The organism is Halomonas sp. 7T, from assembly GCF_025643255.1.
Classification (GTDB): Bacteria; Pseudomonadota; Gammaproteobacteria; order Pseudomonadales; family Halomonadaceae; genus Vreelandella.
Genome location: NZ_CP087112.1, coordinates 3,163,543 through 3,189,603, shown reverse-complemented (window position 1 = coordinate 3,189,603; position 26,061 = coordinate 3,163,543). Strand labels below are relative to the sequence as shown.

General features: G+C 57.2%; 26 protein-coding genes. 6 read left to right on the top strand and 20 right to left on the bottom strand.

Features of this window, described 5'->3' with window-relative positions; translation table 11 throughout:
• Positions 1 to 107 precede the first annotated feature (107 nt).
• The 3 genes from LOS15_RS14965 to LOS15_RS14955 all read right to left on the bottom strand — a co-directional run bounded on the left by LOS15_RS14965 (position 108) and on the right by LOS15_RS14955 (position 2,335).
• Positions 108 to 923 carry an endonuclease/exonuclease/phosphatase family protein gene (locus LOS15_RS14965; RefSeq protein WP_411537766.1) on the bottom strand — a complete coding sequence of 272 codons (816 nt, stop codon included), beginning with the start codon at positions 921 to 923 and terminating at the stop codon, positions 108 to 110.
• A 44-nt stretch (positions 924 to 967) separates the two neighbouring features.
• Positions 968 to 1,600 carry a thiol:disulfide interchange protein DsbA/DsbL gene (locus LOS15_RS14960; protein WP_263066748.1) on the bottom strand — a complete coding sequence of 211 codons (633 nt, stop codon included), beginning with the start codon at positions 1,598 to 1,600 and terminating at the stop codon, positions 968 to 970.
• 105 nt (positions 1,601 to 1,705) lie between these two features.
• The gene (locus LOS15_RS14955; protein ID WP_263066747.1) at positions 1,706 to 2,335 is read right to left on the bottom strand and encodes a c-type cytochrome; all 630 of its coding nucleotides are present in this window, start codon (positions 2,333 to 2,335) and stop codon (positions 1,706 to 1,708) included.
• A gap of 310 nt (positions 2,336 to 2,645) precedes the next feature.
• Here LOS15_RS14955 and yihA point away from each other — a divergent pair, with 310 nt between their 5' ends.
• Positions 2,646 to 3,293, top strand: coding sequence for a ribosome biogenesis GTP-binding protein YihA/YsxC (gene yihA / locus LOS15_RS14950; RefSeq protein WP_263066746.1), 648 nt, complete (start codon positions 2,646 to 2,648; stop codon positions 3,291 to 3,293).
• 8 nt (positions 3,294 to 3,301) lie between these two features.
• Here yihA and LOS15_RS14945 read toward each other — a convergent pair whose 3' ends face one another.
• The 8 genes from LOS15_RS14945 to LOS15_RS14910 all read right to left on the bottom strand — a co-directional run bounded on the left by LOS15_RS14945 (position 3,302) and on the right by LOS15_RS14910 (position 11,847).
• Positions 3,302 to 4,039: an HAD family hydrolase gene (locus LOS15_RS14945; protein ID WP_263066745.1), complete on the bottom strand. Its 738-nt coding sequence runs from the start codon at positions 4,037 to 4,039 to the stop codon at positions 3,302 to 3,304.
• Positions 4,040 to 4,044: 5 nt separating this feature from the next.
• Entirely contained in the window at positions 4,045 to 4,950 is a 906-nt protein-coding gene (locus LOS15_RS14940) for a tyrosine recombinase XerC (protein WP_263066744.1), read from the bottom strand.
• Positions 4,943 to 5,653, bottom strand: a complete 711-nt coding sequence (locus LOS15_RS14935; RefSeq protein ID WP_263066743.1) for a DUF484 family protein — start codon at positions 5,651 to 5,653, stop codon at positions 4,943 to 4,945. The genes LOS15_RS14940 and LOS15_RS14935 overlap by 8 nt, the downstream gene beginning before the upstream one ends.
• Positions 5,654 to 5,669: 16 nt before the next feature.
• A complete protein-coding gene (gene dapF, locus LOS15_RS14930) occupies positions 5,670 to 6,503 on the bottom strand; it encodes a diaminopimelate epimerase (RefSeq protein ID WP_263066741.1) in 834 nt (277 codons plus the stop codon).
• Positions 6,503 to 7,774 (bottom strand): diaminopimelate decarboxylase, encoded by a 1,272-nt coding sequence (gene lysA, locus LOS15_RS14925; RefSeq protein WP_263066739.1) that lies wholly within the window; start codon positions 7,772 to 7,774, stop codon positions 6,503 to 6,505. The genes dapF and lysA overlap by 1 nt, the downstream gene beginning before the upstream one ends.
• The gene (gene lptM, locus LOS15_RS14920) at positions 7,774 to 7,902 is read right to left on the bottom strand and encodes an LPS translocon maturation chaperone LptM (RefSeq protein ID WP_263066738.1); all 129 of its coding nucleotides are present in this window, start codon (positions 7,900 to 7,902) and stop codon (positions 7,774 to 7,776) included. The genes lysA and lptM overlap by 1 nt, the downstream gene beginning before the upstream one ends.
• Positions 7,899 to 9,302 (bottom strand): argininosuccinate lyase, encoded by a 1,404-nt coding sequence (gene argH / locus LOS15_RS14915; protein WP_263066737.1) that lies wholly within the window; start codon positions 9,300 to 9,302, stop codon positions 7,899 to 7,901. Before argH ends, lptM begins: the two co-directional genes overlap by 4 nt.
• Before the next feature lie 97 nt (positions 9,303 to 9,399).
• Entirely contained in the window at positions 9,400 to 11,847 is a 2,448-nt protein-coding gene (locus LOS15_RS14910) for an EAL domain-containing protein (protein WP_263066736.1), read from the bottom strand.
• A 136-nt stretch (positions 11,848 to 11,983) separates the two neighbouring features.
• On the opposite strand from LOS15_RS14910, the gene hemC reads away from it, so the two are divergent.
• From hemC to LOS15_RS14890, 4 genes are read left to right on the top strand one after another with little or no spacing between them, the layout of a single operon-like run.
• Complete coding sequence (hemC, locus tag LOS15_RS14905) at positions 11,984 to 12,928, top strand: hydroxymethylbilane synthase (RefSeq protein ID WP_263066735.1); 945 nt, start codon at positions 11,984 to 11,986, stop codon at positions 12,926 to 12,928.
• Complete coding sequence (locus tag LOS15_RS14900; protein WP_263066734.1) at positions 12,925 to 13,704, top strand: uroporphyrinogen-III synthase; 780 nt, start codon at positions 12,925 to 12,927, stop codon at positions 13,702 to 13,704. The genes hemC and LOS15_RS14900 overlap by 4 nt, the downstream gene beginning before the upstream one ends.
• Before the next feature lie 16 nt (positions 13,705 to 13,720).
• A complete protein-coding gene (locus tag LOS15_RS14895) occupies positions 13,721 to 15,196 on the top strand; it encodes a uroporphyrinogen-III C-methyltransferase (protein ID WP_263066733.1) in 1,476 nt (491 codons plus the stop codon).
• On the top strand, positions 15,193 to 16,458 hold the full coding sequence (locus LOS15_RS14890) for a heme biosynthesis HemY N-terminal domain-containing protein (RefSeq protein ID WP_263066732.1): 1,266 nt from the start codon (positions 15,193 to 15,195) through the stop codon (positions 16,456 to 16,458). Before LOS15_RS14895 ends, LOS15_RS14890 begins: the two co-directional genes overlap by 4 nt.
• A gap of 65 nt (positions 16,459 to 16,523) precedes the next feature.
• Here the strand turns inward: LOS15_RS14890 and LOS15_RS14885 are convergent, their stop codons facing one another.
• On the bottom strand, positions 16,524 to 16,967 hold the full coding sequence (locus LOS15_RS14885) for a universal stress protein (RefSeq protein ID WP_263066731.1): 444 nt from the start codon (positions 16,965 to 16,967) through the stop codon (positions 16,524 to 16,526).
• 303 nt (positions 16,968 to 17,270) lie between these two features.
• Between LOS15_RS14885 and LOS15_RS14880 the strand changes: the two genes are divergently transcribed.
• Positions 17,271 to 18,173, top strand: coding sequence for a LysR family transcriptional regulator (locus LOS15_RS14880; RefSeq protein ID WP_263066729.1), 903 nt, complete (start codon positions 17,271 to 17,273; stop codon positions 18,171 to 18,173).
• Here the strand turns inward: LOS15_RS14880 and LOS15_RS14875 are convergent.
• The 8 genes from LOS15_RS14875 to catC all read right to left on the bottom strand — a co-directional run bounded on the left by LOS15_RS14875 (position 18,170) and on the right by catC (position 26,021).
• On the bottom strand, positions 18,170 to 19,345 hold the full coding sequence (locus LOS15_RS14875) for a benzoate/H(+) symporter BenE family transporter (RefSeq protein WP_263066727.1): 1,176 nt from the start codon (positions 19,343 to 19,345) through the stop codon (positions 18,170 to 18,172). The two genes, LOS15_RS14880 and LOS15_RS14875, sit on opposite strands and share 4 nt — an antisense overlap.
• 201 nt (positions 19,346 to 19,546) lie before the next feature.
• A complete protein-coding gene (locus tag LOS15_RS14870) occupies positions 19,547 to 20,791 on the bottom strand; it encodes a benzoate/H(+) symporter BenE family transporter (RefSeq protein WP_263066726.1) in 1,245 nt (414 codons plus the stop codon).
• Positions 20,792 to 20,893: 102 nt separating this feature from the next.
• Positions 20,894 to 21,694, bottom strand: a complete 801-nt coding sequence (gene benD, locus LOS15_RS14865) for a benzoate diol dehydrogenase BenD (RefSeq protein ID WP_263066724.1) — start codon at positions 21,692 to 21,694, stop codon at positions 20,894 to 20,896.
• Entirely contained in the window at positions 21,691 to 22,716 is a 1,026-nt protein-coding gene (benC, locus tag LOS15_RS14860) for a benzoate 1,2-dioxygenase electron transfer component BenC (protein ID WP_317629612.1), read from the bottom strand. The genes benD and benC overlap by 4 nt, the downstream gene beginning before the upstream one ends.
• Positions 22,717 to 22,740: 24 nt before the next feature.
• On the bottom strand, positions 22,741 to 23,229 hold the full coding sequence (gene benB, locus LOS15_RS14855) for a benzoate 1,2-dioxygenase small subunit (RefSeq protein ID WP_263066723.1): 489 nt from the start codon (positions 23,227 to 23,229) through the stop codon (positions 22,741 to 22,743).
• Positions 23,230 to 23,257: 28 nt separating this feature from the next.
• Positions 23,258 to 24,625 carry a Rieske 2Fe-2S domain-containing protein gene (locus LOS15_RS14850; protein WP_263066722.1) on the bottom strand — a complete coding sequence of 456 codons (1,368 nt, stop codon included), beginning with the start codon at positions 24,623 to 24,625 and terminating at the stop codon, positions 23,258 to 23,260.
• A 74-nt stretch (positions 24,626 to 24,699) separates the two neighbouring features.
• Complete coding sequence (catA, locus tag LOS15_RS14845; RefSeq protein ID WP_263066721.1) at positions 24,700 to 25,674, bottom strand: catechol 1,2-dioxygenase; 975 nt, start codon at positions 25,672 to 25,674, stop codon at positions 24,700 to 24,702.
• A gap of 56 nt (positions 25,675 to 25,730) precedes the next feature.
• On the bottom strand, positions 25,731 to 26,021 hold the full coding sequence (catC, locus tag LOS15_RS14840; RefSeq protein WP_263066720.1) for a muconolactone Delta-isomerase: 291 nt from the start codon (positions 26,019 to 26,021) through the stop codon (positions 25,731 to 25,733).
• Positions 26,022 to 26,061: the final 40 nt, after the last annotated feature.

The window sequence follows — 26,061 nt, the reverse complement described above, 5'->3', positions numbered from 1 at the left end:
CGGCCCAGAATCATCGCTGATTCTAGGCCGGACGTCATCCCCATAAGCACGCTATTCGATGCTAAGCGCCAATTAATGCGCTTATTCGGCGGTTGAGCGCCTGTTGGCTAGCGCCGCGGCTTTTTCTCTGCATCGGCTAACGCGTTTAGGCAAGCGACGGGCAGCGGGAGATCCACAGCGATCGGTAGATGGTCTGAAAACAGATGGTCCAGCACGCGCACTTCGGCAGCTTCGAGGGTTTGCGAGAGCAGAATATGATCTAACGCACGGCGCGGCTGCCACGAAGGGTAGCTTAAAAGCGGTTTGACCGGATGGAGTGGTAGCGACGTACTGAAACGCTCATGGGCATGCAGCTGCTCAGGCGTGCAATTCAAATCCCCCATCACTACAACATGGCGAAGAGGCTCAATAATGTCGCTTAAGTAGTTAAGCTGCCGGACGCGGCCACGATGGCTCAATGCTAAGTGGGCCACAAAAATATGCAGCGCGTCAGGCCCATTACCATAGCGCACATGAATGGCACCACGCCCTGGCATTGCGCCTGGCAAACGGTGCTCTTCAATGCGACTAGGCACTAAGCGAGAAAGAAGCCCGTTACTATGCTGGGCAATACGCCCCAAATTACGGTTTAGCTGTTGAAAATAGTGGGGAAACCCCGCCTGGCTGGCGAGGAATTCCACTTGGTTAACACTGTTAGAGCGAAAACTTCCGCCATCAGCTTCCTGCAGCCCAACCACATCGAATTGACTAAGCACCTCACCCATTATGGCTAAACGCTTTAAACGCTGGGGGTGAGGCAGGAAGTGTTGCCAACTACGGGTCACATAGTGGTGATAGGCGGACGTCTGAATGCCCACTTGCAGGTTAAACGTCAGCAGCCTCAGATGGCCATGATCCAATAACGATTTTCCGTGACTGGAGATGAGCCTATTTGATAAGCCGCCGACATGGCCTTGCTCAAGCACTGTTATTCTGTTCGCTCGCTGCGTACGCGTTCAATTAAGGCATCGGCAACTTGCGGCATATTATCCAGGCTTCCGGCCGTGCTGGGGGTCACCACATAGCGACCATCTACCACCAGCGCAGGCACACCCATCAGGCGCATTTCGCGCATGCGGCTGTTAGCCTTATTCACGTCACTACGTACGCTAAAGGCCGTTAACGCTTGCTTTGCTTCTTCTTCGCTGACACCGTAATCCGCGAAAAATGCTGCAATATCATCAGCATCAGTCAGCGTACGGCCATCTTCATGAATGGCATCAAAGAAATCTGCATGGAGCTCGTCGTCAATTCCCAGCGACTTAGCGGCATAAAAAGCAGTGGCGTGGGTATTCCAGTCGCCTCCCATGGTGGCAGGCATATGCACGATGCTGACATCATCCTCAAGCGAGTCGTACCACTCGCTTACCGGCGTTTGCAGGCGATAGCAGTGCGGACACCCATACCAGAACGCCTCGGTCACTTCGATTTGCCCGTCGTCTACGTTTGTCGCAACAGGGTTGGCAAGTAACGTGTAGTGCTGGCCTTCGACTAGCTCTTGGGCACTGACAGCAGCAGAAAGACCCAAACCGGCCAATGCGACCATTAACGTTCTAAACATAGCGAGAATTCTCCAAGGATAAGCGAAAGCTGTGACCGTTGAGCAGGACAAGAGGTTCCCTATCTCTTTTATTACCAGAGAGATAGGAACCCTTGTTGGCAACGGCTAGTTCAGGCCTAGTAGATAATTCGCTACGGCTTCCATATCGCGATCGCTCATTTTAGAAGCGATATCGCCCATGATGTTGTTCGGGCTGTTGGCACGCTCGCCAGAAGCAAAGTCTTGCAGCGTAGACACCGTATACTCGGTGTGCTGACCTGAAAGCGCGGGATACACCGCGCTACCGATGCCAGCGCCCGTGGGGGTATGACAAGCGCTGCACGCGGGCAACCCTTTCGACATGTCGCCGGCCCGGTACAGCTCTTCACCGCGCGCTAGAAGCTCTGCGTCTTCGTCGCTCGCCTGGCCGAGATTCGCATCTTGGCGGGCGAAATGAGCCGCGACATCCCAAGCGTCTTGATCAGAGTAGTTATCTACTTGACCGGCCATTTGCGCAACAACGCGGTGGCCGTCACGAATGTCCATGATCTGCTTAGCCAGGTAGGACATTTGTTGCCCTGCCAGATTGGGGAAACTACCCACCGCGCTAATGCCCTGCTGGCCGTGACAGGCCACACAGGTCTGAGCCAATTCACGACCCGCCGCCGCGTCAGCGTCGGCTTGGTAGTCAGTTTGCGCGTGGGCGGTGCCAACGGCACCCATGGTAATTGCCAGGCTTGCCAGTAACTTTCTCATTGCTAGTCCACTATGCCGTTTGATTATTGACTGGTACGCATCCTGGGCGCTGCCCAGGTTCAGCACTTTACCAGGGTCAGCTCCGCCAAAACGAACAACATGTCGTGTTGGTCGCTGCTGGCTAGAGCGCGATGGTACACTAGCGCCCCAGGTCGCAGTTATAAACCGCTTGCATTATAACGAATCACCCTAGCGGCGGGAATGCAAGTCCCGGTCTGCTTTTGGGGTAATTCGTCGCGGTACTGCTCGCTACTCCCCGTGAGGTTAGCCAGCGGGCCGTCTTATAGGTTTGTTTTTCAGGATTAAATCCATGTCTACCCCCCATAATAGCCCAGTTCCTCGGCTGAACTACCCCACAGCGCGTTTTATGATCAGCGCACCTACCCTTGCGCTCTGCCCGGACGATACCGGTGCGGAAGTGGCCTTTGCTGGGCGCTCAAATGCCGGAAAATCCAGCGCCATTAACGCGCTGACTCAGCAAAATGCACTAGCGCGCACCTCACGCACGCCAGGGCGTACCCAGCTGATTAACTTTTTCACCGTCATGAACGATGAGTCGCGCCGTTTGGTAGACCTTCCCGGCTATGGCTATGCCAAAGTCCCGGAAGCGGTCAAAATTGAGTGGCAAAGGCACCTCTCCGACTACCTACGCGGCCGCTTTAGTCTGCGCGGTCTTGTACTGCTAATGGACGTACGTCACCCGCTGACCGAATTCGATCAAATGATGCTTGATTACGCCGACCAGCGCGGGATGCCGGTGCATATCCTGCTCACAAAAGCCGATAAGCTGAAACGAGGCCCGGCCAGCGCTGCCCTACAACAGGTGCGCTCTCGCTTAAAAGAGTGGGAAGACCTGGTGTCGGTTCAGCTCTTTTCGTCGCTAAAGCGCGACGGTGTAGACACGCTCTCCCAAAAGCTTGACCAATGGCTGTATACGCCCGAAGAAACAAATGAGTAAAGGCGTGCCTAAGCGCGTTTTTCGAGCCACTCAATCAGGTCAGGCAGCTCTTTCACATGCGCAATGCGGTGAACCCGTGTAGGCAGTGTTTGGTCACCGCGCTCGGCTACCCAGGCGGCGTGCATCCCTAGCTGCTGGGCGGGAAGCACATCTTCCTGCCAGGAGTCTCCCACATGCATAGCGCGCTGCGGGACGGTATTCAAACGCTCTAATGCGGTGAGGAAGGGCTTAGGATCAGGCTTGGGTGCCAACAGCTCCCCGGCGGCAATCGCGACAGGAAAGTGAGCCGCTAACGGCTGGCGCTTGAGGTGAATATTGCCGTTGGTAATCGCCGCTAACCGATACCGCTCGGCAAGCGCTGCCAGCAAACCTGCCGCCTCTGGATGCGGCGTCACCTGCACCCGCAGGCGGTGAAATTCATTCATCGCAGCAGCGGCCCACATAAACGCGGCACTGCGCGGCAAGCCACTGGCTTCCAACTGAGCCTCTAGTGCCCGTAGTCTCAGCCACGTAAAGTCGCCACGCCGCTCGGGTACCTGGCTGGCCCACTGCTGGCGGCGCTGCAAATAGTCTGTCACTCCCTGCTCATAACTCAGCGCTAACGGCGGCTCCTGGCGCACGTCACGCCACGTCGCCAGCGCTTCTAACAGCCAGCGATAGTGCCCCTCTTCGGTTTTTAGCATCACGCCGTGGTTATCCCAAAGCGTATCATCAAGATCAAAGGTAATCGCGTCTAGCGACAACATGGTTATTAGCTCCCGTCGGGGCGGCGTTTAGCACGCGGGTGAGCGGCATCGTAGCTTTCGGCCAGTTGCTGCCAATCCAGCCGCGTATACACCTGGGTAGTCGATAGGTTGGCATGGCCCAGCAGCTCCTGCACCGCACGCAGATCCTGGCTCGACTCTAGTAAATGGCTGGCGAACGAGTGACGCAGCCGGTGCGGATGCAGGTGTTCAGGCAAGCCACGTACCATCGACAGCTGCGCCAAGCGCTTCTGGATAGCGCGGTGCCCAAGGCGCGCACCGCGCTGACCCACGAATAGCGCCACTTCACTCTCGACAGCAAGCCCTCGGCGACAGGTAAGCCACGCCGTAAGAGCCTGATGGGCTCGCCGACCCACCGGCACTTGGCGGGGCTTACTGCCTTTGCCGATGACCCGTACGTGGTTAGCGGTCAAATGCGGAAGATCCAGCGCCGCCAGCTCCGCCAAACGCAGCCCGCTGGAGTAAAACAGCTCCAGCATAGCTTGGTCGCGTATCGCCAGCGGCGAACCATCGTGAGGCGTATCCAAAAAACGCGCCAGCGCATCGACATCCACGGGCCTGGGCAGATGGCTTGGTTGCTTCGGGGTTCGCAGCAGGCTGACGGGGTTATCCGCAAGCTCACCTTGCTTAACGAGGTAATCCGCAAAGCGTGAGAGCGCAGCGCGCCTGCGCGCCAAGCTTCTGGACGCTAGCCCACGGCTTCGCTCCGCGCCTAAAAACGCTCTGAGCAGAGTCGCATCCAGTGCGCTTGGCTCGGTAATACCACGCTGCTGCGTAAAGCGGCAAAGCGCGGCTAGGTCCTGACGATAAGCCGCTACCGTGGCCGGGCTTGCGTGGGCCGCCAGCGCCGCTAAATAGCCGTCGACCTGCTCAGCAATCGGCGTGTTAGGCATGGGGTTCCAGGCGCATCAACAGTCGCGCGACGATATCACCCAGATACTCGGTAAACAGCGTATCCATGCTGGCTCGGTAGCTGTCTGGATCAGGGCTGGCAAGCAGCAAATACCCCAGGGGCTCCCCGGCTGAAAGCCTTGAAATAGCGCAAGAGCCTGCTCGGCGCGGCGCTTTGGTATGAGGCAGCAGGCACTTCCAGTCGCTAACGCTCAGCTTGGCACAGCGGCTGGTACGGCCATCCAGCAGCGCTGCCAGACGCGCGCTAGCGTGTTGATCCAACACATGCCGCGGCGGCTGTGGCAGCGCTGCTTCACTATCGCTTAATGTCGATGGGCACCAGAGCGCCATGGCAGGCGTATCGAAACGCTCGCTTAGCTGGGTGGCCAGGGCTTGGGCCAATGCATCGCGGTCTTGCGCTTCAACCAGTGCCAGCAGCGTTTCTCGTAAGCGGCGGTATTGAGACTCGTTATGCCGTGCAGTTTCCAGCAGGTGTTCTAAGCGGTCTTCCGATGCTTCGGCGCGCTTGCGTAAGTCAATAACCAGCCGCTCAAGCAGCGATACGGCGCCCTCTATATGGGGGTGCGGCACCTTGAGCTGCTGCAGTAACCCTTCCCGACCGACAAAAAAATCGGGGTGACGGGCCAGCCAAAATGCCACTTGATCAGGATCGAGCGTTTTGCGCGGCTCTGGGGCTTGTGACATCGCCGTTCTCCTCGAATTAGATGAGTGCTACACGTCCATCAAAGACCCGCGTGGCAGGGCCGACCATCACGAGCGATGCTTCCGGGTCAGGCCACTCAATGCTGAGCTGGCCACCCGGCAGGTGCACCCTGACCGGACTTTTTAACAGCCCTTGGCGAATGCCACTGGCCACGGCGGCGCAGGCGCCAGTACCACAAGCAAGGGTTTCACCACTGCCACGCTCAAACACCCGCAGGCGGACTTCGCTGGGCGACAGCACCTGCATAAACCCGACGTTCACACGCTTGGGAAAGCGGGGGTGGGACTCTAACAGCGGCCCTAACCGCTCCACAGGCGCACGATCGACATCCGCCACCTGCAGCACCGCATGGGGGTTGCCCATGGAAACCACACCAAGCTGCAGCGTTTCACCGTCGACCTCAACTTCATGTAGCGGCTGGTCACCCGGCGCTTCAAAGGGCAGCGTTGCCGGGTTAAACCGCGGCCTGCCCATGTCTACCCGCACCATGCCGTCGTGCTGAACGTTGAGCACCAGCGGGCCACCGGCGGTTTCCACATGAATTTCATGCTTATGGGTCAAGCGCTGGTCACGCACAAAGCGGGCAAAACAGCGCGCGCCATTGCCGCAGTTTTCCACTTCGCTACCATCAGCGTTATAGATCCGGTAGCGAAAGTCCATTTCTGGGTCGCGGGGCGGCTCAACAACGAGTAACTGGTCAAAGCCAATCCCAAAGCGGCGATCCGCCAGCTGGCGGATCTGCTCATCAAGCAGCCTCGCACGCTGTGTAACCAGGTCAACAACCATGAAGTCGTTGCCCAGGCCGTGCATTTTGGTGAAGTGAAGCAGCATCAGTGTGCCCCTTCCGGCAGCAGCGCCTCACCGGCCCACAGGCTTTCCAAGGTTTCCCGAGCGCGCACCACGTGGTAAGTATCGCCATCCACCATGACTTCAGGAGGGCGCGGGCGGCTGTTGTAGTTCGACGCCATTACGAACCCGTAAGCCCCGGCAGAACGCACCGCCAGCAAATCGCCTTCAGCGATAGCAAGCTCGCGCTCTTTGCCCAGGAAGTCGCCGGTTTCACACACCGGCCCCACCACGTCGTAGGTGGATGTCTCGCGAGGCTGGCGAGTATCCACCGGCACAATCGCCTGCCACGCCTGATACAGCGCCGGACGAATCAGGTCGTTCATGGCCGCGTCGACAATGGCAAAATTCTTAGTCTCGCCGGGCTTCAAGAACTCTACCCGGGTGAGCATCAGCCCGGCGTTGGCCGCAATAGAGCGGCCCGGCTCGAACAGCAGCGTGAGCTTTTCGCCGCCTTCCCAGCGGGAGAGGCGCGCCAAGAGCTGGCTCGCGTAATCAAACGGCTGGGGCGGCTTCTCATCGCGGTAAGGCACGCCTAAACCGCCACCCAAATCCAGGTGATCAATCTCAATACCGTGTTCGCGCAGACGCTCCATCAGCACCAGCAGACGCTCCAGCGCGTCTAGGAACGGCGCGGTTTCGGTGAGCTGCGAGCCGATGTGACAATCCAGGCCCGTTACGCGAAGGTTGGGCAGGCTGGCCGCCAGCTGGTACACCTCCAGCGCATCATCCACTGGAATACCAAACTTGTTGTCTTTCAAGCCGGTCGAGATATAGGGGTGGGTGCCTGCGTCCACATCGGGGTTAACCCGCAACGACACGGACGCCACCTTGCCAAGCTCGCCCGCTACCGTGTTAAGGCGCTCAAGCTCGGGGCGCGACTCTACGTTAAAGCACTTGATGCCAACATCCAGCGCTCGCGCCATTTCGTGGGGCTGTTTCGCCACCCCTGAAAACACTACTTTGGCCGGGTCGCCGCCCGCTTTCAGCACACGCTCCAACTCGCCCACCGAGACGATATCGAACCCTGCCCCCAGGCGGGCCAGCAAGCCCAGCACAGCAAGGTTGGAGTTGGCCTTCACTGCGTAGCAGATCAGGTGCGGATGCCCCCCCAGCGCTTCCGTATAGGCGCGAAAGTGACGCTCTAGCGTCGCTTTGGAATAGACGTAGCACGGCGTTCCCAGCTCAGCGGCTAGCTGCGTTAGCGGGACGTCTTCGGCATAAAGCACGCCGTCACGGTAGTTAAAGTGATCCATTATCCCTCCTGCTCGGCGGCCGAATCGTGGGTATCGTCAGGCAGATAGAGCGGCCCTTTCTGGCCACAGCCGACGAGTAGCAGCGCCGTTAGCAGCACCGCGCTAAGTGCAAACGTGTGACGCTTCATGCGCCACCCTTGAGCGCTGCCAGCGCTTCGCGGGCACGGCTTGCCGCAGCGCGCACTTGGTCAGGCGCGGTGCCACCAATGTGGTTTCGCGCCGCCACCGAGCCTTCAAGGGTCAGCACTTCAAACACATCCTGCTCAATGATATTGGAGAACTGCTGCAGCTCTTCCAGGGTCATTTCTGAGAGGTCTTTTTTAGTCTTTAAGCCGTAGGCCACTGACAAACCAACGATTTCGTGGGCATCGCGGAAGGCCACGCCTTTGCGTACCAGGTAATCCGCCAAGTCGGTGGCGGTGGAGAAGCCACGCCGCGCCGCTTCGTACATGCTCTCTTTTTTCGGCTCGATGGCGGGCACCATGTCGGCAAAGGCTTTCAAGCAGTCGCGCACGGTATCGACGGCGTCGAACAGCGGCTCTTTGTCTTCCTGGTTGTCCTTGTTGTAGGCCAGTGGCTGGGACTTCATCAGCGTCAGCAGCGCCATCAGGTGGCCATAAACACGACCGGTTTTACCGCGCACCAGCTCGGGCACATCGGGATTTTTCTTCTGCGGCATGATGGAAGAGCCGGTGCAGAAGCGGTCAGGCAGGTCGATAAAATCAAACTGGGCGCTGGTCCACAGCACCAGCTCTTCGCTCATGCGCGACAGGTGCATCATTAAAATGCTGGCGAAGCTGGTGAATTCGATGGCGAAGTCGCGATCTGAGACAGCGTCTAGCGAGTTTTCTGACGGGCGGTCGAAACCGAGCAGCTCAGCGGTCACGTGGCGGTCAATCGGGTAGGTAGTGCCTGCCAGCGCGGCAGCGCCCAGTGGCAGCACGTTTACGCGCTTGCGGCAGTCCAGCAGCCGTTCGTGGTCACGGGCCAACATCTCCTGCCACGCCAGCAGGTGGTGGCCAAAGGTGACCGGCTGAGCCGTTTGTAGGTGAGTGAAGCCGGGCATGATGGTATCGGCTTCGCGGTCGGCGAGTTCAATCATGCCCTCGCGCAGGCGCGTCAGCTCTGCTTCGATGACGTCGATTTCATCGCGCATAAACAGGCGAATATCGGTGGCCACCTGGTCGTTGCGCGAGCGCCCGGTGTGCAGCTTCTTGCCGGTAATGCCGATTTTGTCGGTTAAGCGCGCCTCGATGTTCATGTGCACATCTTCCAGCGGTACCGACCACTGAAATTCACCGCGCTCAATTTCGCCCTGAATCTCGGTTAGGCCGTTAATAATGGCGTCGCGCTCGCCTTCGGTAAGCACGCCTACCCGCGCCAGCATAGTGGCGTGGGCAATCGAGCCCCGGATATCCTGGCGCGCTAGTCGCTGGTCGAAATTTACAGACGCGGTAAAGCGTGCAACAAAAGCATCGGTGGGCTCGCTAAAGCGACCGCCCCAAGACTGGTTCGTAGCTTGGCTCATCGGAGAGTTATCCTGCTGACAAAACTAAGGGAATCGTTACGCAAAAGTGTACCAGAGTCGCCGCCCTCAGCGGCATGCCGTTTTAGGTAATGGGCGCTCAAGAAGTAGGTGAGTCTGTGTTACTGCCGATGGCAAGCGGTGGCCGTAAAAACGTATAGAGCGCTACAAGGGGCATGGGTCGGGCGAAATAGTAACCTTGAAAATGTGCATACGGCAGCGTTTTAAAGTAATTGAGCTGCTCGGCGGTTTCGATACCTTCAATCAATACCTCTAGGCCTAGCTTATTCGCCATTGTCACCACGCCATCCACAATGGCCGCATCGCGGCTATCGCTTACGATGTCACGTACAAAGGAGCGGTCGACCTTGAGCTTGTTAATCGGCAGGCGTTTTAAATAGCTCAAGCTGGAGAAGCCCGTGCCAAAGTCATCCAACGCTATGTGCACCCCCATTTTGCGCAGGGCATGCAGTGCCTGAATGGTGTGCTCGGTGCTATCCATCAGCACGCCCTCGGTGAGCTCTAACTCCAATCGTTCAGGCGCAAGTCCGCTCTCTTGCAGCGCTTTTTCTATCGATGCCAAAAAACCTGGCCGCTGAAACTGCATCGGCGACACGTTGACGGCCATGGTCATCGGGCCATGCCCCATCGCGTTAAGCGCGACGGCGTCTCGGCATGCAGTCGCCAGCACCCACTCGCTGATGGGCATAATTTGCCCGGTGTCTTCCGCAAGGCTAATAAACTGCACAGGGGGAATACTGCCCCGTTCAGGATGATTCCAGCGAATTAACGCTTCCACCCCGGTTACGCGCCCCAGGCAATCGAGCTGAGGCTGGTAGTGAAGTTCAAATTGATTTTGCTCAATGGCCTGTTGCAGCGCGTGGCGCAAATTCACCCGCTCGGTGACCTTACGATTGAGCTCATCGGTATACCACTGGAAGGTGTTGCGCCCTCGGCGCTTCGCTTTGTACATGGCGAGGTCTGCCTGCTGAATGAGCTGGCGTGGCTCACTCATGGTGCCATCATCCGTGGCAATACCGATGCTGGCAGAAATTCGTAGCTGACTTGTTCGGTACCAATAGGGGGCCGAGATGCGCGCAAGCAGGCGCTCAACGACCTGCATGACATCCTGTTCGTGGGCTAAGTCTGGTAGCAGCACGATAAACTCATCGCCCCCAAAACGCGCTACCGTATCCCAGGGGCGTAGCTCCTCCTCTAGCCGTTTAGCCACCTCAATCAGCAGAAAATCCCCCACTTCGTGGCCCAACGTGTCATTAATTGGCTTAAAGTCATCCAAGTCGACAAACAGCACCGCTAGGTAGCGATGATAGCGCTTGGCTAACACACACCCTTGGGCCAACCGCTGGTTAAGCAATAGACGATTGGGCAGCCCGGTGAGCGCATCATGGCTAGCGTTGTGGCGTAGCTGTGCTTGATACTCACGATGCGTGGTAATGTCATTCTGCACGCCAATGAAATGGGTGACGGCACCGCTGTCATCACGCACCGGCGAGATATACAGGTCGTTCCAGAAAGGCACGCCATCGCGACGGTAGTTGCGAATCACCACATGCACGTCACGCTGGGCTTTTAGGCCTTGGCGCAGCTGTGAGAGCGCCTCGGGCGCGGTTTCTTCACCTTGAAGGAACCGGCAGTTAAGACCCAAGGCTTCCTGGCGAGAGTAGCCTGTAATGTGTTCAAACGCGGCATTGACGTAAACCATCGGGAGATCGTCGCGCAACGCATCAACGATCACCACGCCATTCGTACTTGACTCAACGCTGCGCTCTAACAGCTGAAGCTTACGCTCAGTGGCTTTGCGGTGACTAATATCTTGGGTAGAGCCTTGAACTTGAAAAATATCTCCATGCTCATCTCTCACCGCTCGGCCAATGGCTCTCACCCACAGACGTCGCCCTTGGCGCGTGATCACCTCATACTCGCCGTCAAAACTAATGCCGGTATCGCTACACGCCTGAAAATCACGCATCAGCTGCTCTCTAGAGCCCGGCGCATAGAAAGCGAAAGCCTCCTCCACAGAGGGTTTAAACCCCGGTGGCATGCCGTGGATTTGACACAGCTCGTCTGACCAAAACGGCACGCTGTTCACCACGTCGACGTACCAGCCACCAATGAGTGCCGACTCACCGGCAATTTCCAGCAGCCGCTGATGGCGCAGCATCTGCTTCTCTATCGACTTACGCCGAGTGATATCCCGGGCGATGACATAAATCACCTGTTCGCCCACCGACGCCGTGACTTCCAGCCACAGCAGTTGCCTTGAAGCGGTTAACGCGCGAACATCAAACGCTTTGATGCTTTCCCCTTGATGCAGGCGCGATAGCACCGCCTCAATGACAGGATGGTCGCGTGGGTCGATCACTTTGCCGCAAGGCCTGCCCAGCAGCTCTTCAGTGGAGTAGCCCAGCAGCGTTTCAAACCTAGGGTTAATATTAAGCAACACCCCCGCAGCATCGATGCAGCAGAACAGATCCTGAGAAAGCAGGAAAAATTGATCGAGCTGGCCTTGCGGTTTTTCAAGGGGCATCGTGTTTCCTAAAAATGTAAAACGCGTTTCAGCGCTACGTTTTAATTTAGCCGTTATTTTTACTGTGCGGCTGGGTGCTTTATCATGAGACTTATCATAGTTCGACATGCCGTGTCAGCGGCCAAGGGAGAATAACGTGTCAACCATCACTAAATTGCGCATTGCCACGCGTAAAAGCCAGTTGGCCATGTGGCAGGCCGAGTATGTCCGCGACCGTTTGATGGCAGCACACAGCGGTTTGGAAGTCGAGCTGGTTCCGCTCTCTACTAAAGGGGATAAAATCCTCGACACGCCGCTCTCGAAAATTGGCGGTAAAGGGCTATTTGTCAAAGAGTTAGAAGACGCCATGCTGGATGGCCGCGCAGATATCGCCGTGCACTCCATGAAAGATGTGCCCATGCATTTCCCAGAGGGTCTTGGCCTTTCGGTGATTTTAGATGGCGCTGACCCCACCGATGCCTTTGTTTCCAATCACTATAAAAGCATCGACGAGCTGCCGGAGGGCGCCCGTATTGGTACCGCTAGTCTGCGCCGTGGCCTGCAAATGCGCGAGGCCCGACCAGATCTGCAGATTCTAAACCTGCGCGGCAACGTACAAACTCGCCTTGGCAAACTCGACGATGGCGAATTTGATGCCATTATCCTGGCCACCTCTGGCCTGCAGCGTTTAGGCCTTGACGCACGTATCGCCCAAGCCTTACCCCCTGAAATTTGTCTACCTGCCTGTGGTCAAGGAGCGCTGGGAATTGAGTGCCGTTTGCACGACCCGGAACTGATCGGTTTGCTGGCCCCTCTGGATGACCCTGACACCGCCACCCGCGTGCGCGCCGAACGGGCCATGAACACCCGCTTAGAAGGCGGCTGCCAAGTGCCTATCGGTGGCCATGCAGTTCTCGACAAAGCCAATGAAACCATTTGGCTACGCGGCTTAGTCGGCAACCCTGAAGGCACCGAAGTGCTGCGGGCTGAAGGCAGTGGCTCCATTCATGAGCCGGAAGCACTCGGTATTCGTGTGGCGGAAGATCTGCTTGACCAAGGCGCTGGCGATATTCTAGCCGAGGTTTACGGCCGCAACGTATGACCCAGCCGGTACTGATTTGTCGTCCTGGAGAACGCGGTGAAGCGCTTGCCGTCGCGCTGCGTGCCCAAGGCGCCTGGGTAGAACCCCTTGATGTTATGCAGCTTGAAGCGCTGCCGGAAACACCGGCACAGCGCAGAATCTGGCTGGATATTGATCAGTACCATAAGATAGTAGTAGTCAGCCCCTTCGCCGCCAACTGTTTAAGCGACGCGTTGGATCGTTATTGGCCGCAGCTTCCCGTAGGGATTGATTACTACAGTGTAGGCAGCGCCACTGCTGAGACCCTGCATAACCTGCTGGGGGTGCGCGTCCACATTCCCTCACCGGCACGCGGTGAAGATACCAGTGAAGCGCTGCTGGCGCTGGCCTCGCTTAAAACGTTGCCCCATCAGCGGGTGCTGTTAGTAGCAGGTGAAGGCGGCCGCACGCTCCTCACTGAGACATTGGCTGCACGCGGCGCGCACGTTACCCGCATAGAAGTGTATCGGCGGGTTTATCAACCGCCCTCGGCGGCTATGCAGCAACATCTTAAAAATGGCGATTACCGGGCGTTAATCGTTACCAGCGGCGAACTGCTTGAACATCTGGCAAAATGGTGTGATCAAGCAGCGTTGAACCAACCGCTAATCGTTTCCAGTCACCGTTTAGCTACACTGGCCGGTAAACTGGGTTTTTGTGACCTCAAGGTGGCGTCGGGAGCAACGCCGGCTGCACTAGCAGCCGCGTTGGATCGGTCCTGCAACCCAAAGGGTGCCGATGTCGATCAAGGAACTTAATAAGGGCTAGCGACAGATGAGCAAACAACTAAACGATCAGGAAGGCGTACACAAGTCGCCTGCCGATGCATCCCAAGAGGGCGCGACGCAGAGCGATACCGCCGTATCCGCCTCTTCCAATAGCGAGCCTACGGGGTCAAGCACTAGCTCGGCATCCTCTTCTTACGCCGCTAAGAACAGCCGTTCCCGGCGACGCAATAGCAATAAAGGCGGCCACCCACCCGCCGATACTAAAAAAGACACCACCAGTGCCGCACCGGAAGCACACACCAGCAGCACTAAAAAAGACGAACCCGCCCCCAAGCAAGCGGCTGTGAGCAGTCCATCGAGCGCCAACAGCAGCGCCAAAGGCACCACCACCCAGTCCGCCTCGAACGGAGGAGGCCATGCGAGTCGCGCCTCAGGTAGCGGAAACGGCGGCAATGGCGGCGGAAACAGTCACGTTAACAACGGTAGCGGCAAAGGTGGCGTTCTCGCCATCGCGCTGGTGATTATCCTGGCAGTGGCCTTAGCCGTCGTTGCTTGGCAAGGTTGGCAGCGTCTGGATAGCCAGCAGCAGCGCATTGATGCACTTACCCAACAGACCCAAAGCAGCGCGTCACAGCAGGCTGTTAGCGAACTTGAGTCGCGGATCGAAAGTGGCGAAGCCGAGCGCAGCCAAGCGCTAGAAGGCACCCTGAGCGAGCTGCGCAGCGAGCTAGACAGCTATCGTAGCGAAATGAACAGCACCCTGGATGACGTGCTGGCACAGCTCTCCCAAGAGCAGGAAACCGACGAGCGCGACTGGCTACATGCCGAAGCCGCCTACCTGCTGCGCTTAGCGAATCAGCGCCTACAGCTGGAAGGCGATGTTGACGGTGCAGCGGCGCTGCTGCGTACCGCTGACGCCCGCCTGGTGGACGCCGATAACCCCGCACTGACCGCGGTGCGTCGTGAGATTGCCAACGAGCTGGCCGCGCTTGATGCGGTACCCCGTGTTGACCGTACCGGTATTTATTTAGCGCTAAACGCCCAGCAAGAACGCATCGCTGGCCTACGTCTTTCCCAGGAAGTGGAAGAGCGTGCCGTCACGTCGGGCATCGAACAACCGCCTAGCGGCAGCTTTCAGCGCCAGCTCGCACGCTTTGGCGAAGAGCTAAAAGATCTGGTTGTCATTCGTCACCACGACGAAGCGCTGGAAACGCTGATTACTCCAGAGCAAGAGACCTACCTGCGCCAAAGCCTGCGCCTCGTGCTTGAGCAGTCGCAGCTCGCCCTACTCAAAGAAGAGCAGGAACTTTATGAAGCAAGCCTTGATAAAGCCTTGGAACTGCTTAACGGCTACTACGATACCGAGCGTGAAGAGACACAGAGCGTCATGACTCGCCTAGAAGAGCTAAAGCAAACCGAGGTAACGCCAGAGCTACCCGATATCAGCGCGTCGCAGCAGGCACTCGCGAACTTCATTGAAAACCGCTTTGAGTCGCGCCGCCAAGGCGGAGGTGAAGCATGAGAAAACTCATCCTTCTTATTGTCGCAGGCCTTGCCGTAGGTGCCCTATTTGGGCACCTGATGATGGCGGTGCCCGGCTACTGGCTAATTCGTGTCGGTGAAACCTCAGTACAGACCTCGTTCTGGTTCGGCTTAGTCCTGCTGCTGGGTGCGTTTATCGTGCTGCACTTTACGCTGCGCCTGCTGACGGGGATTATTCGTCCGATGGGCCGCTTCCGTACCTGGAACAGCCGCGCCCGTAATCGCCGTGCCATGAAACGCACCGTGCGTGGTTTGGTGGCGCTCACCGAAGGCCGCTGGAAGAAAGCGGAGAAAACCCTAGTACACGCCGCTAACGACTCCAGCACGCCGCTGGTGAACTACCTATCGGCGGCGTTGGCCGCCCACTATCAGGGCCATCACGAGAAGTCCCAGGAGCATTTGAACCAAGCACAGCTCACAACCGAAGGTGCAGATACCGCGATAGGCCTAATGCAAGCGCAGCTAATGATCGACCGTCAGCAGCCCGAAGATGCGCTAGCGATCCTTAATCGTTTGGATAAGAAACTGTCCAACCACCCCCAAGTGCTCAAGATGCTTAAACAGGTGCATCTCAGCGTTAACGATTGGGAAGGGCTACGCCGCCTGATTCCACGTCTCGCCGCGCAAAAGCTGATTACCCAGCAAGAGCGTGAGCAGCTCGAGTTCAAAGCTTACCGTGAGCTGATCGTATTTGAAGCCAAGAACCCCACCAATATCGAGCGCGTGCGCGGGCTATGGGCCGATATGCCGGACTACCTGCGTGGGAATACCGAGCTGATCGTGCTCTATACCGAAGCACTGCTCCAGTCGAACGAAGAGCCTATCGCTGAGCGACTGCTCAATCACTCGCTGGATCATCACTGGGATGCGCGCCTGGTGAAACGTTACGGCCTGCTTAACGTCGATGCCGCACGTCAGCTGGTGAAAGCAGAGAAATGGCTGCAAGAGCGCCCCAACGACCCAGAACTGCTGTTGGCCTGCGGCCGCCTGTCGCTGCGTATTGGCCAGTGGGAAAAAGCGCTAGAATACTTTGAAGCCAGCCAGCGCCAGCGCCCCAATGGCGAAGTATGTGCTGAGCTTGCCCGCCTCTACGCCAGCATGGGTGAGCATAACAAGAGCCAACTCTACTACCGTCATAGCGTGGATATGCTGGCTAAGTCACTGCCTTCGCTGCCTCAGCCAAGCGATGCCAATGACAGCAAGCAAAGTGAGCCAAACAAAGCTGTTAAGAAAAGCGCTTAACGCTGTTAAAAAGCGACCACCGAAAAGGGTGCCTAACCGGCACCCTTTTTTGTTGCTCACGAAAGCTACTGGCTCGCGGTAATCACATGGCACTTAGCGAGGTGGCTCACTTTGTGTGACACACTGCCAATCACCACGCCGCCTAAATCACTTAGCCCGCGACTGCCCATGACGATGGCATCTGCATGGCACTCCTCAGCGGTGGCTAATATCACCCGTACCGGGTCGCCTTGTATCAACTGATTCTCCACATGCCGAGCGCCATACTCTGCGGCTGATTTTGCCGCTTGTTCTAACAGCTGCTTACCGAGCGCTTCGCGCTCACCATTAGAGGCCTCCGCATTGACAGCGCCAAGCCCCCAGACCAATGTCGCCGCATAGGTCAGCGCTTCGGGCACATGCAGTAGGTGAAGTGTTGAATCGTTGCCCTCTAAGAGCTGACAAGCGATACGTAGGGCGTGCTGAGAATGAGCAGAGCCATCAATCGGCACTAGGATACGGTTATACATTATTGGATCACTCCTATGGTGTCTGTTGTTATTACTAAAGTCGTAGAAAATATCTAATTTTCAAACGCTTAAATACTGATAGTGTTAGTGGACGTTATATAATGCTAACGACCTTCGCCTAGCTGGCCCAACGCCCTGTTACGCATCAAATAGCGCGACGGCAGCCACGATTGAGCGCTTGTACGGTGTCAATTACCCGCTGATCTCTAGACATTCTGGTTACTTTTGCGCTCTGTTAGCTTGTAAGTAACCTCACGACAAAACCAATATTGTTTAAGTAGCTGCTCATACCTAGGAGGTATCATGGAACTACGCCACCTGAGGTATTTTTGTGTTGTCGCCGAAGAACTTAACCTCACCTGCGCCGCTGAACGACTGCACATGTCGCAGCCGCCGCTTTCCCGCCAGATTAAACAGCTAGAGCAGGAAGTCGGCACCGAGCTATTTGAGCGTAGCTCCCGAGGTTTACGCCTGACACCCGCTGGGGTCTTTTTTCAGCAGCATGCGCTACAAATTTTAGAAAAAGTAGAGGCCACTACTGACGCGACAAGACGCATGGCACGCAGCCAGCGCACGCTGTTTGGCATCGGCTTTGTGCCGTCGGTGTTTTATGGGCAGCTCCCCACGCTGGTGCGCGATTTGCGCCAAAGAGATAACCTTGAACTCTCGCTGGCTGAGCTGACGTCAATTCAACAAATTCAAGCGCTGAAGGCAGGAAGAATCGATATCGGCTTTGGCCGGCTTCGCATCGACGACCCCGAAGTAGAGCAGGAAATCCTGTTTAACGAGCCCTTGGTCGCCGCCCTCCCCCTCGGCCACCCCCTTGAGGGCACCACCCCCAACTGCGAAGCGCTGGCGCACTACCCACTGATTATTTTCCCCTCAAAGCCGCGCCCCAGCATGGCCGATATGATACTGGGGATCTTTCGCCGTCAGCGGCTAAAAGTCGACGTTGTGCAAGAAGCGAATGAGCTACAAACAGCATTAAGCCTCGTGGCTTGCGGCATTGGGATTACGCTGGTACCCGAGCAGGTCAAACGCGTTCAGCGCGAAGGCATTACCTTCGTTTCGCTTGAGGATAAGTCACTGACCACCCCGGTGATCTGCAGCCGCCGACGCGGTGAAAAACCCTCGCCGATCATGCAAGAAGCCAATGCGATCTTAGAAGTGCTGGTCGAGAACCGCCGCACGGGGCGTTACCCCTAGCCTGTATGACGAAAGCGCCGGTGCAGCACATTATAGGCCAGCGCCCCCACGACCACGCCCCAAAAGGCGGAGCCCAGCCCTAAAAAGCTGCCCCCTGACGCCGTCGCGATAAAGGTCATCACCGAGGCTTCAAGATGGCTCTTTTCAGCGGCAAACGCGCTGACATTACTGGTAATGGCGCCAATCAGTGCAAGTCCTGCCAGCACCGCTATAAACTCCGCCGGTAATGAGGTAAACAGCGCCACAATGGTGCCCGCAAAAACACCGCCGATCAGGTAGAAAACCCCGTTCGCTACCCCCGCCACATAGCGTTTCTCCGGGTCTTCGTGGGCCTCTTTACTGGTGCAGATAGCCGCCGTTATCGCCGCAATCACCGTGGTAATACCGCCAAAAAAGGCGGTAATAAACGAGGTCAAACTCGCCACTGTGATAATCGGCTTAGCCGGGGTGGTGTAGCCTGCCGTACGCAGTATGGCCATGCCCGGTAAAAACTGCCCTGTCAGGCTGACCAGCACAAGGGGAATCGCTAAGCTTAGCGTGGCATTCCATGTCCACTCAGGGCGAATAAACTGCGGCTCAGCAAGCTGTAAGGAAACGCCCTCAAGGCTTGCACCTTCCAAACCCACCGCCAATGCAACGCCCGTCGCCAGTAGCAGCACCAAGCTATAGCGGGGCGTTAGCCGCTTAAACACGAGGTAGGCGATGATCATACCAACCGCCAGCGTAGGCACACTCTCTAATGCAACGAACACGCCCACACCGAACTGAAACAGAATGCCCGCCATCATGGCGCTGGCAATGCCCGGCGGAATTAAACGAATAATGCGGTCAAACGACCCGGTTACACCAATGACAAAAATAATCAGCGCCGCGGTCAAGTAAGCCCCCACCGCTTCATTTAGCGATAGCCCAGGGAACAGGGTGACCAGCAACGCAGTGCCCGGTGCTGACCACGCGGTGACCACCGGCACTTTCAACCATAGGCTAAGCACAATGCCCGACACAGCCGCACCGATTGAAATCGCCCAGACCCAGGAGGTCATCATCGCACTTGAAATGTCAGCACTCTGTGCCGCCTGGAAAAAGATAGCCAGTGGGCCGGAGTAAGAGACGAGCACCGCCACAAAACCAGCGGTAATGGCGGGTACCGACCAATCCTTATGAATACGCATACACAACGTCCCAGCGGGTTAAGGGTGAGTCATAGGTATCGAACAACACAGACGTAATAAGCCAAAAAGGCACCTTTAGTCGTTCTTTCAGAAGAGAGCACCACCGTCTAAAGCCGCTGAAAAAAGACCCGTACTACGTGAGCGGTACGGGCCAAGGAGAATCTCTCATCAATCGTCTAACAACGGCAGTGCTGACTAATCTCAACCGCTCTTCGTAAGCGCATTACGAGCAAACACAAACTCAAAGTCTTTGGTCTCGAAGATCCCCGAGACAACAACGCCCAGCACTAGCGCCCAGAACGTGGCACCGATACCTAAGATTTGCAGGCCCGAGGCGGCAATCAAAAATGCGAACAGCGCGCCTATTTCATGTTTTTTACCGGCAAAGGCAATCGACATTGACGAGGTAATAACCCGCATCAGCGCAAGCCCGGCGATAATGGCGATAAAGTAGCGCGGCGTGGCTTCCAACAGGCTGACCACATAGCCGTAAAAGGGCGCTGCCACGATAAAGATCGCCCCCGCTACTACGGCAGCAACCCAGCGTTTGTCGTGGGTGCCGGCCTCGGGCGACGAGCAGATGCCGGTCATCGGCGCAGCAATACAGGTGCTGTGCAGATTGAAAAACGCCGACACCATAGTGCCAAAGCCACCCACCGCGGTAATCGCATTGGCAGGCACCTCTTTATAGCCCATGCCTTTGACCAAGCCAACGCCTGCGGGGGTTTCCATTCCCACTAGAATAATCGCCAGCGGCAGGCCGTAGGTTAGAAAGGCACTGAGCGTGAACTGAGGAACAATAAACTCAGGGAAACGGATCGTTGCTTCAATGCCTGACAGGTCAACACCGGTCGCTATCAGATAAAGGATGCCTGCCAACATAGCGACGACTAGCGGTGGAATTTTACGGAAGAGGCGTGCGGAGATGAAAAACGCCAGGATCATAATAGAGGCGGGCACAATCGCGCTTTCCAACGGACGCACCATATTGAGGCCAAAGCTCAGCAGCATCCCCGCCACCATGCCCATCACAATCGGCATTGGGATCAGGCGCATGACGATGCCCATCACCCCCGTCAAACCCGCTACCAGCGCGATGGCTCCTGCGATCAGGCTGGCACCTAGGGCAGCTTCTAAGCCCACCACCGGAATCACCGCCGCAAACATCAGCGCGCCGGGAATCGAGTTAGCCATGGGCAGCGGCAAACGGTAATAGGCGGGCATAAATAGCCCAAACAGCCCGTTAATCATTAGGTAACTGATCACCCAAATCATAATGAAGGAAGAGTCTAGGCCTGCGGCGGTGCCTGCGCTGATGTGCACAACGCCCACGCTGAGGCCCAAGATGCCAGCCACTAAGCCGGTACTGGCGTTATCCACGTTGATGTCGCGCAGGAAGTCTCGGGGCGCATGCCTTAGGCTGACGCCTTTCTCGATATGTTTCACGGTGTGCTCCAGGATCGTTATATTTGACGTTATTGTTAGCGTTTAATGGTCTGAACACGGCGGTTTAGTTATTGAGTTTGCACAGCCAGTGGTTAGGCAGGTTTAGCCAAGGTCACCACCTGCCACAGGCACAACGCTGCCGGTGATGTAGCTCGCTTCATCAGAAGCCAGGAACAAAATGGGCGCGACCATTTCATCCAGCGTGCCGTAGCGCTTCATCAGGCAGCTCTGTTTGGTTTGGTCGATATGTGCTTGAAACCACGCCTGCTCGGTCGCGTTTTGCGGCTCCGGGGTACCCCGGGAGATACGCCGTGGTGGCGCTTCGGTGCCGCCCGGGGCCGTGGCCACCACGCGGATACCGTGCTCGGCAAACTCAAAGGCCAGCGAGGCCGTCAGCGCATTTACACCGCCTTTGGCCGCCGAATAGGGAATCCGGTGAATACCCCGCGTCGCCGCTGAAGAGACATTGACGATGACACCGCTGCCCTGCGCCACCATGGTGGGCAGCGCGGCGCGGCAGCACCATAACGTAGGCATTAACGAGCGCTGGATTTCGGCGCTAATTTGCGCCTCGGTAAACTCGGTGAACGGCTTGAAGTTAATCGCCCCGCCCACGTTGTTAATCAGAATATCGACCCGGCCAAAGGCTTCCTTGGCCGCCTGCATCACCTGCTCGGCACCGGCCCAGGTTTCGAGGTCGGCCTGCACCGCTATCACTTTGTTACCTTCAGCCTGCAGCCCGGCGACCACCTCGTGGAGATAGTCGGCGCGGTCAACCAGCACCAAGTGGGCACCTTCAGCAGCGGCACGCTCGGCAAGGCGTCGCCCAATCCCCTGAGCGGCACCGGTAATCACCATCACTCGGTCTTGAAAATGCGGGCCGTTAACGGCTGAGTTGCTCATGCGCTTTCTCCCACCTGGTTCGGGGTGAATTTTTCGTAGTGGAAGCTTTGGGGCTTAATGCCTTCGGCATTAAAATGCTTGAGTACCGCATCCACCATCGGCGGCGGGCCGCACAGGTAAACGTCCACATCGCCGTCGTGCATCACGCCCGCATCCATGTGATGGGTGACATACCCTTTACGCGGGTGAGCGCTGGCCTCGTCCACCACTACGGTGGCATAGGTGAAATTGGGCAGTTTGGCTGCAAAGGCCTCCAGCGCGTCCACTTTGACCAAATGATCGTCTTTATTAACGCCATAGATCAGGTGGATCGGGGCGTCGCAGCCCTTCTCGACCAATTGCGCCAACATGGAGAGAAACGGCGCTAACCCCGTCCCGCCTGCCAGCATCAGCACCGGACGGGTGACCTCACGGAGGTAGAAGCTGCCCAGTGGCCCGGTTAGGGTCAGGCGATCGCCCACGGCTGCCCGCCCTCCGAGATAGCCACTCATCACCCCGTTAGGGATATTGCGGATCAGGAAAGTGGCACGCTTTTCCCCCGGCAGGGAGCTAAACGAGTAGGAGCGATGCACTTCGGTGCCCGGCACGTCGATATGCACGTACTGGCCGGGCAGGAAGGTGATCTCAGTGCCTTCATCTAACGCCACTGCAAGCTCAATGCTGTCCTCGGAGAGCTGCTCGACCGCAGCAACCGTGCCCTCAACCTTACCTACCTGCGTTTTACACAGCGTAGAGGCGACCGGCACTTGGATAACGCAGTCCGACGAGGGCACCATTTGGCAGGTAAGAATCTGGCCTTCTGCCGCTTCTTCATCAGAAAGCGCGTCTTCCAGGTATTCGTCACCCATCTCAAATTCGCCCTGCTCGCAGTGGCCTTTGCAGGTGCCACATACGCCGTCAGAGCAGTCCATGGGTAGATTGACCTTTTGCCGGTAAGCGGCGTCCAGCACCGTTTCGCCTGCTTTACAGCCAATAAAACGGGTGACGCCGTCTTCAAAGTTGAGGGCAATGGTATAGCTCATGATTAACTCTCCTCTCCTATCAGGTCACACGTGATAAACGTCAATGACCTGATGGATATAGTCGTTATTGAGTTGCACGACTTTTCTTGTGATAAGCGGTGTGTCACCGGACACGTCTAGGGTGTAAAACGCGGCCCCAAAGAACTGATCGGTGACTTTGTAGCGGTGGCTCAGCGTGTGCCAGTTGAAGCGCAGCTCAACCTTATCGCCCTCTTGAGCGAGCACTTCGAGATTGCTGATTTGATGCGTAGTACGCGGCTCTGGCGTGCTCGCCCCGCTGCGCTCGGTCTTGATGCGGTAAACGCGGTCTTCTAACCCTTCGCGGTTGGGGTAGTAGATCAGCGAGATCTCGCTATGCGGGTCACGGGTCAGCTGGTCGTCGTCATCCCAAGCGGGCATCCAGAACTCAGCGTCTTTGCGGTAGCACTCAAGCCACTCATCCCACTGGCGGTCGTCCAGCAGGCGCGCTTCACGGTACAGAAAGGCTTGAATGTCGTGATAGGTGATGCTCATAGTGGTTTCTCCCCGGGTCACTCGGCGCTTAGGCGGATGCGGTGGCGATGAACTGGCTGCGCTCTTTGTCAATCGCGCGCAGCATTTCGTCGACCCAGTGCTTGTGGTGCAGCACGTAAAGGCCTTCGTCTTCCGGTGAGGCACCGCTGAGCAGGGGCTTCATATCGATGGCCTGGGCATTTTCGTCCGCACCTTCGATCCACTGTTTGGCGCCGCGAGAGAGGTCGTTCCACTCGGCTAATCCGCCGTGGTAGCCCTCTTGGCAGGCGCGGAACTCTTCAAGATCGTCAGGCGTGCCCATACCAGAGACGTTAAAGAAGTCTTCGTACTGGCGGATACGCACTTCTCGGTTTTCCGCCGACTCGCCTTTAGGGGCGAAGCAGTAAATCGTCACTTCAGTTTTATTCACGTCGATGGGACGCAGCACGCGGATTTGCGTGGAGAACTGATCCATCAGGTAGACGTTGGGGTAGAGGCAGAGGTTACGTGTTTGGTTGACGATAGAGTCGGCGCGGGCGTCGCCCAGCTGCTCTTGGATCCACTCTTTTTGCTGGTAAACCGGGCGTACTTCCGGGTTAAGCAGCCGGGTCCACAGCATCATGTGGCCGTTTTCATAGGAGTAGAAGCCGCCTTTGCTCTTCGACCAGCCGTCTGCGTCTACCGCTTTGGTGCCGCCAGCGTCGTAGTTGCGGCGCTCCATGGTGGAGGCGTAGTTCCAGTGCACGGAGCTTACGTGGTAGCCATCGGCGCCGTTTTCGGCCTGCAGCTTCCAGTTACCGTTGTAGGTGTACGACGAGGTACCGCGCAGGATCTCAAGACCTTCGGGGGCCTGGTCAACGATGTTGTCGATGATCTTGGTGGTTTCGCCTAGGTGCTGCTCCAGCGGCTGAACATCGTCGCTTAAGCTGCCAAACAGGAAGCCTTTGTAGTTTTCAAAACGCGGCAGACGCTTGAGATCGTGGGAACCGTCCTCTTTGAAGGCGTCTGGGTAGGCACCGTTCTTCTCGTTTTTGGCCTTCAGCAGCTTGCCGTCGTTTTTGAAGGTCCAGCCGTGGAACGGGCAGGTAAAGGTGCCCTTGTTACCGCGCTTACGGCGGCACAGGGTGGCGCCTCGGTGGGCACAGGCGTTAATCAGGCCGTGCAGTTCGCCCTGCTTATCGCGGGTGATAATCACCGGCTGGCGACCCATGGTGACGGTCATGTAGTCGCCCGGCTCAGCGATTTGGCTTTCATGAGCCAAGAACAGCCAGTTGCCTTCGAAGATGTGCTTTAGCTCAAGTTCGAAAAATTCAGGGTCGGTGAACATGCTGCGATGGCAGCGGAAGATGCCCTGGTCAGGGTCGTCTTGTACAGCGCCGCGGACGCGGTTTTCGAGTTGATCAAGTTTCGTGGTCATGATCGCGCTCCTCGTTATTGTGGGTCGTGCAAGGCGGGCCTAGGGGCAGGCCCGCTGACATCAAAGCGTGAGGCTTAAACCTTAGCGGTACCGGCCAGTTGGCTGGCGAGGTCATGCTCGTCTTCTTTGGCACGCGGACGGGCATGGCGAACTTGCAGCTCGGGGGCTTCGGTTTTGGCCAGCTCGATGTCGAACACCACCTCGGAGAACGGGCCGTCTAGCTCGCGCTTGGCGATGGCGTCTTGGTCGTCGACTTTGTTTGCCGGCACCACCAGCTCTTCACGGGTGGCAAATGCAAAATCGTCATAGGTGTAGGGGTCACCGGCGAGATTGATCTGGGTAGTCAGGTGCTGATGGCCCGGTGCAGAGACGAAGTAGTGAATATGCGCCGGACGCTCGCCGTGACGGCCAAGTGACTTGAGCACCACATCGGTGGGGGCACCTTCCGGCACGCCGTAGCCAGACGGGATAATGCTGCGTGCGGTGTAGCGGCCTTCGCTGTCCGCATAAATCGTGCGGCGCAGGTTGTACTCGCTCTGGGTTTGGTCAAAGAAGGAGTAGCCGCCTTTGGAGTTAGCGTGCCAAATCTCCACCTTGGCGCCGGCAATCGGCGTGCCGTTCACGTCGCGCACTTGGCCCGTTAGCCACATGGTGTCGCCATCGTTGTCCTGGCCATCGTCCATGCGCGCAAAGCCTTCGGCTTCCGGGGCGCCAGCCACATACAGCGGGCCTTCAATGGTGCGCGGCGTGCCACCGGTACGCTTGGCTTCCGCGTCAATAGCGTCTTGGCGCATGTCGAGAAAGTGGTCAAAGCCAAGCCCTGGCGAGAGCAGGCCAAACTGGGTCTGGCTACCCAGCGCGTTAAGCAGGTTAACGCCCGCCCAGTACTCCTCTTCGGTCACATCAAAATCGTCGATCAGCTTAAACAGATCAGACACTAGACGGTGTACGATCTGCTTGGCGCGGTCGTTGCCACCGGTTTGGTCAAGACCGGCGATGGTGTTTAGAAACTCTTGTACTTCTGGCGTGTTAAAAATCTTCACGGTCATGGTGATATCCTCATGTTGTTATGGGGTGTTGCACTTATGGGAGGTGGCGTGCGTGCTTAGCTATCGTCTTCACACACTGACGAGGGGTGGCGGCACAGCGGTTTAACGCTGATCTCCATGTAGGGAAACAGCGGAAGATTGCTGACTAACGCTTGAAGCTCGGCGTTGTCTTCCACATCAAAAATGCTGACGTTCGAATAGCTGCCTGCCACCCGCCACAGGTGGCGCCATTTGCCTTGGCGCTGCAGGTCTTGGGAATAGGCTTTTTCAGTCGCTTTAATCTCTGCCGCTTGCTCAGCGGGCATATCGGTTGGCAGCTTTACGGTCATTTCGACGTGATACAGCATGCTGTTCTCCTCCTCGGTACTTGCGTGACTTAGCTCTTTG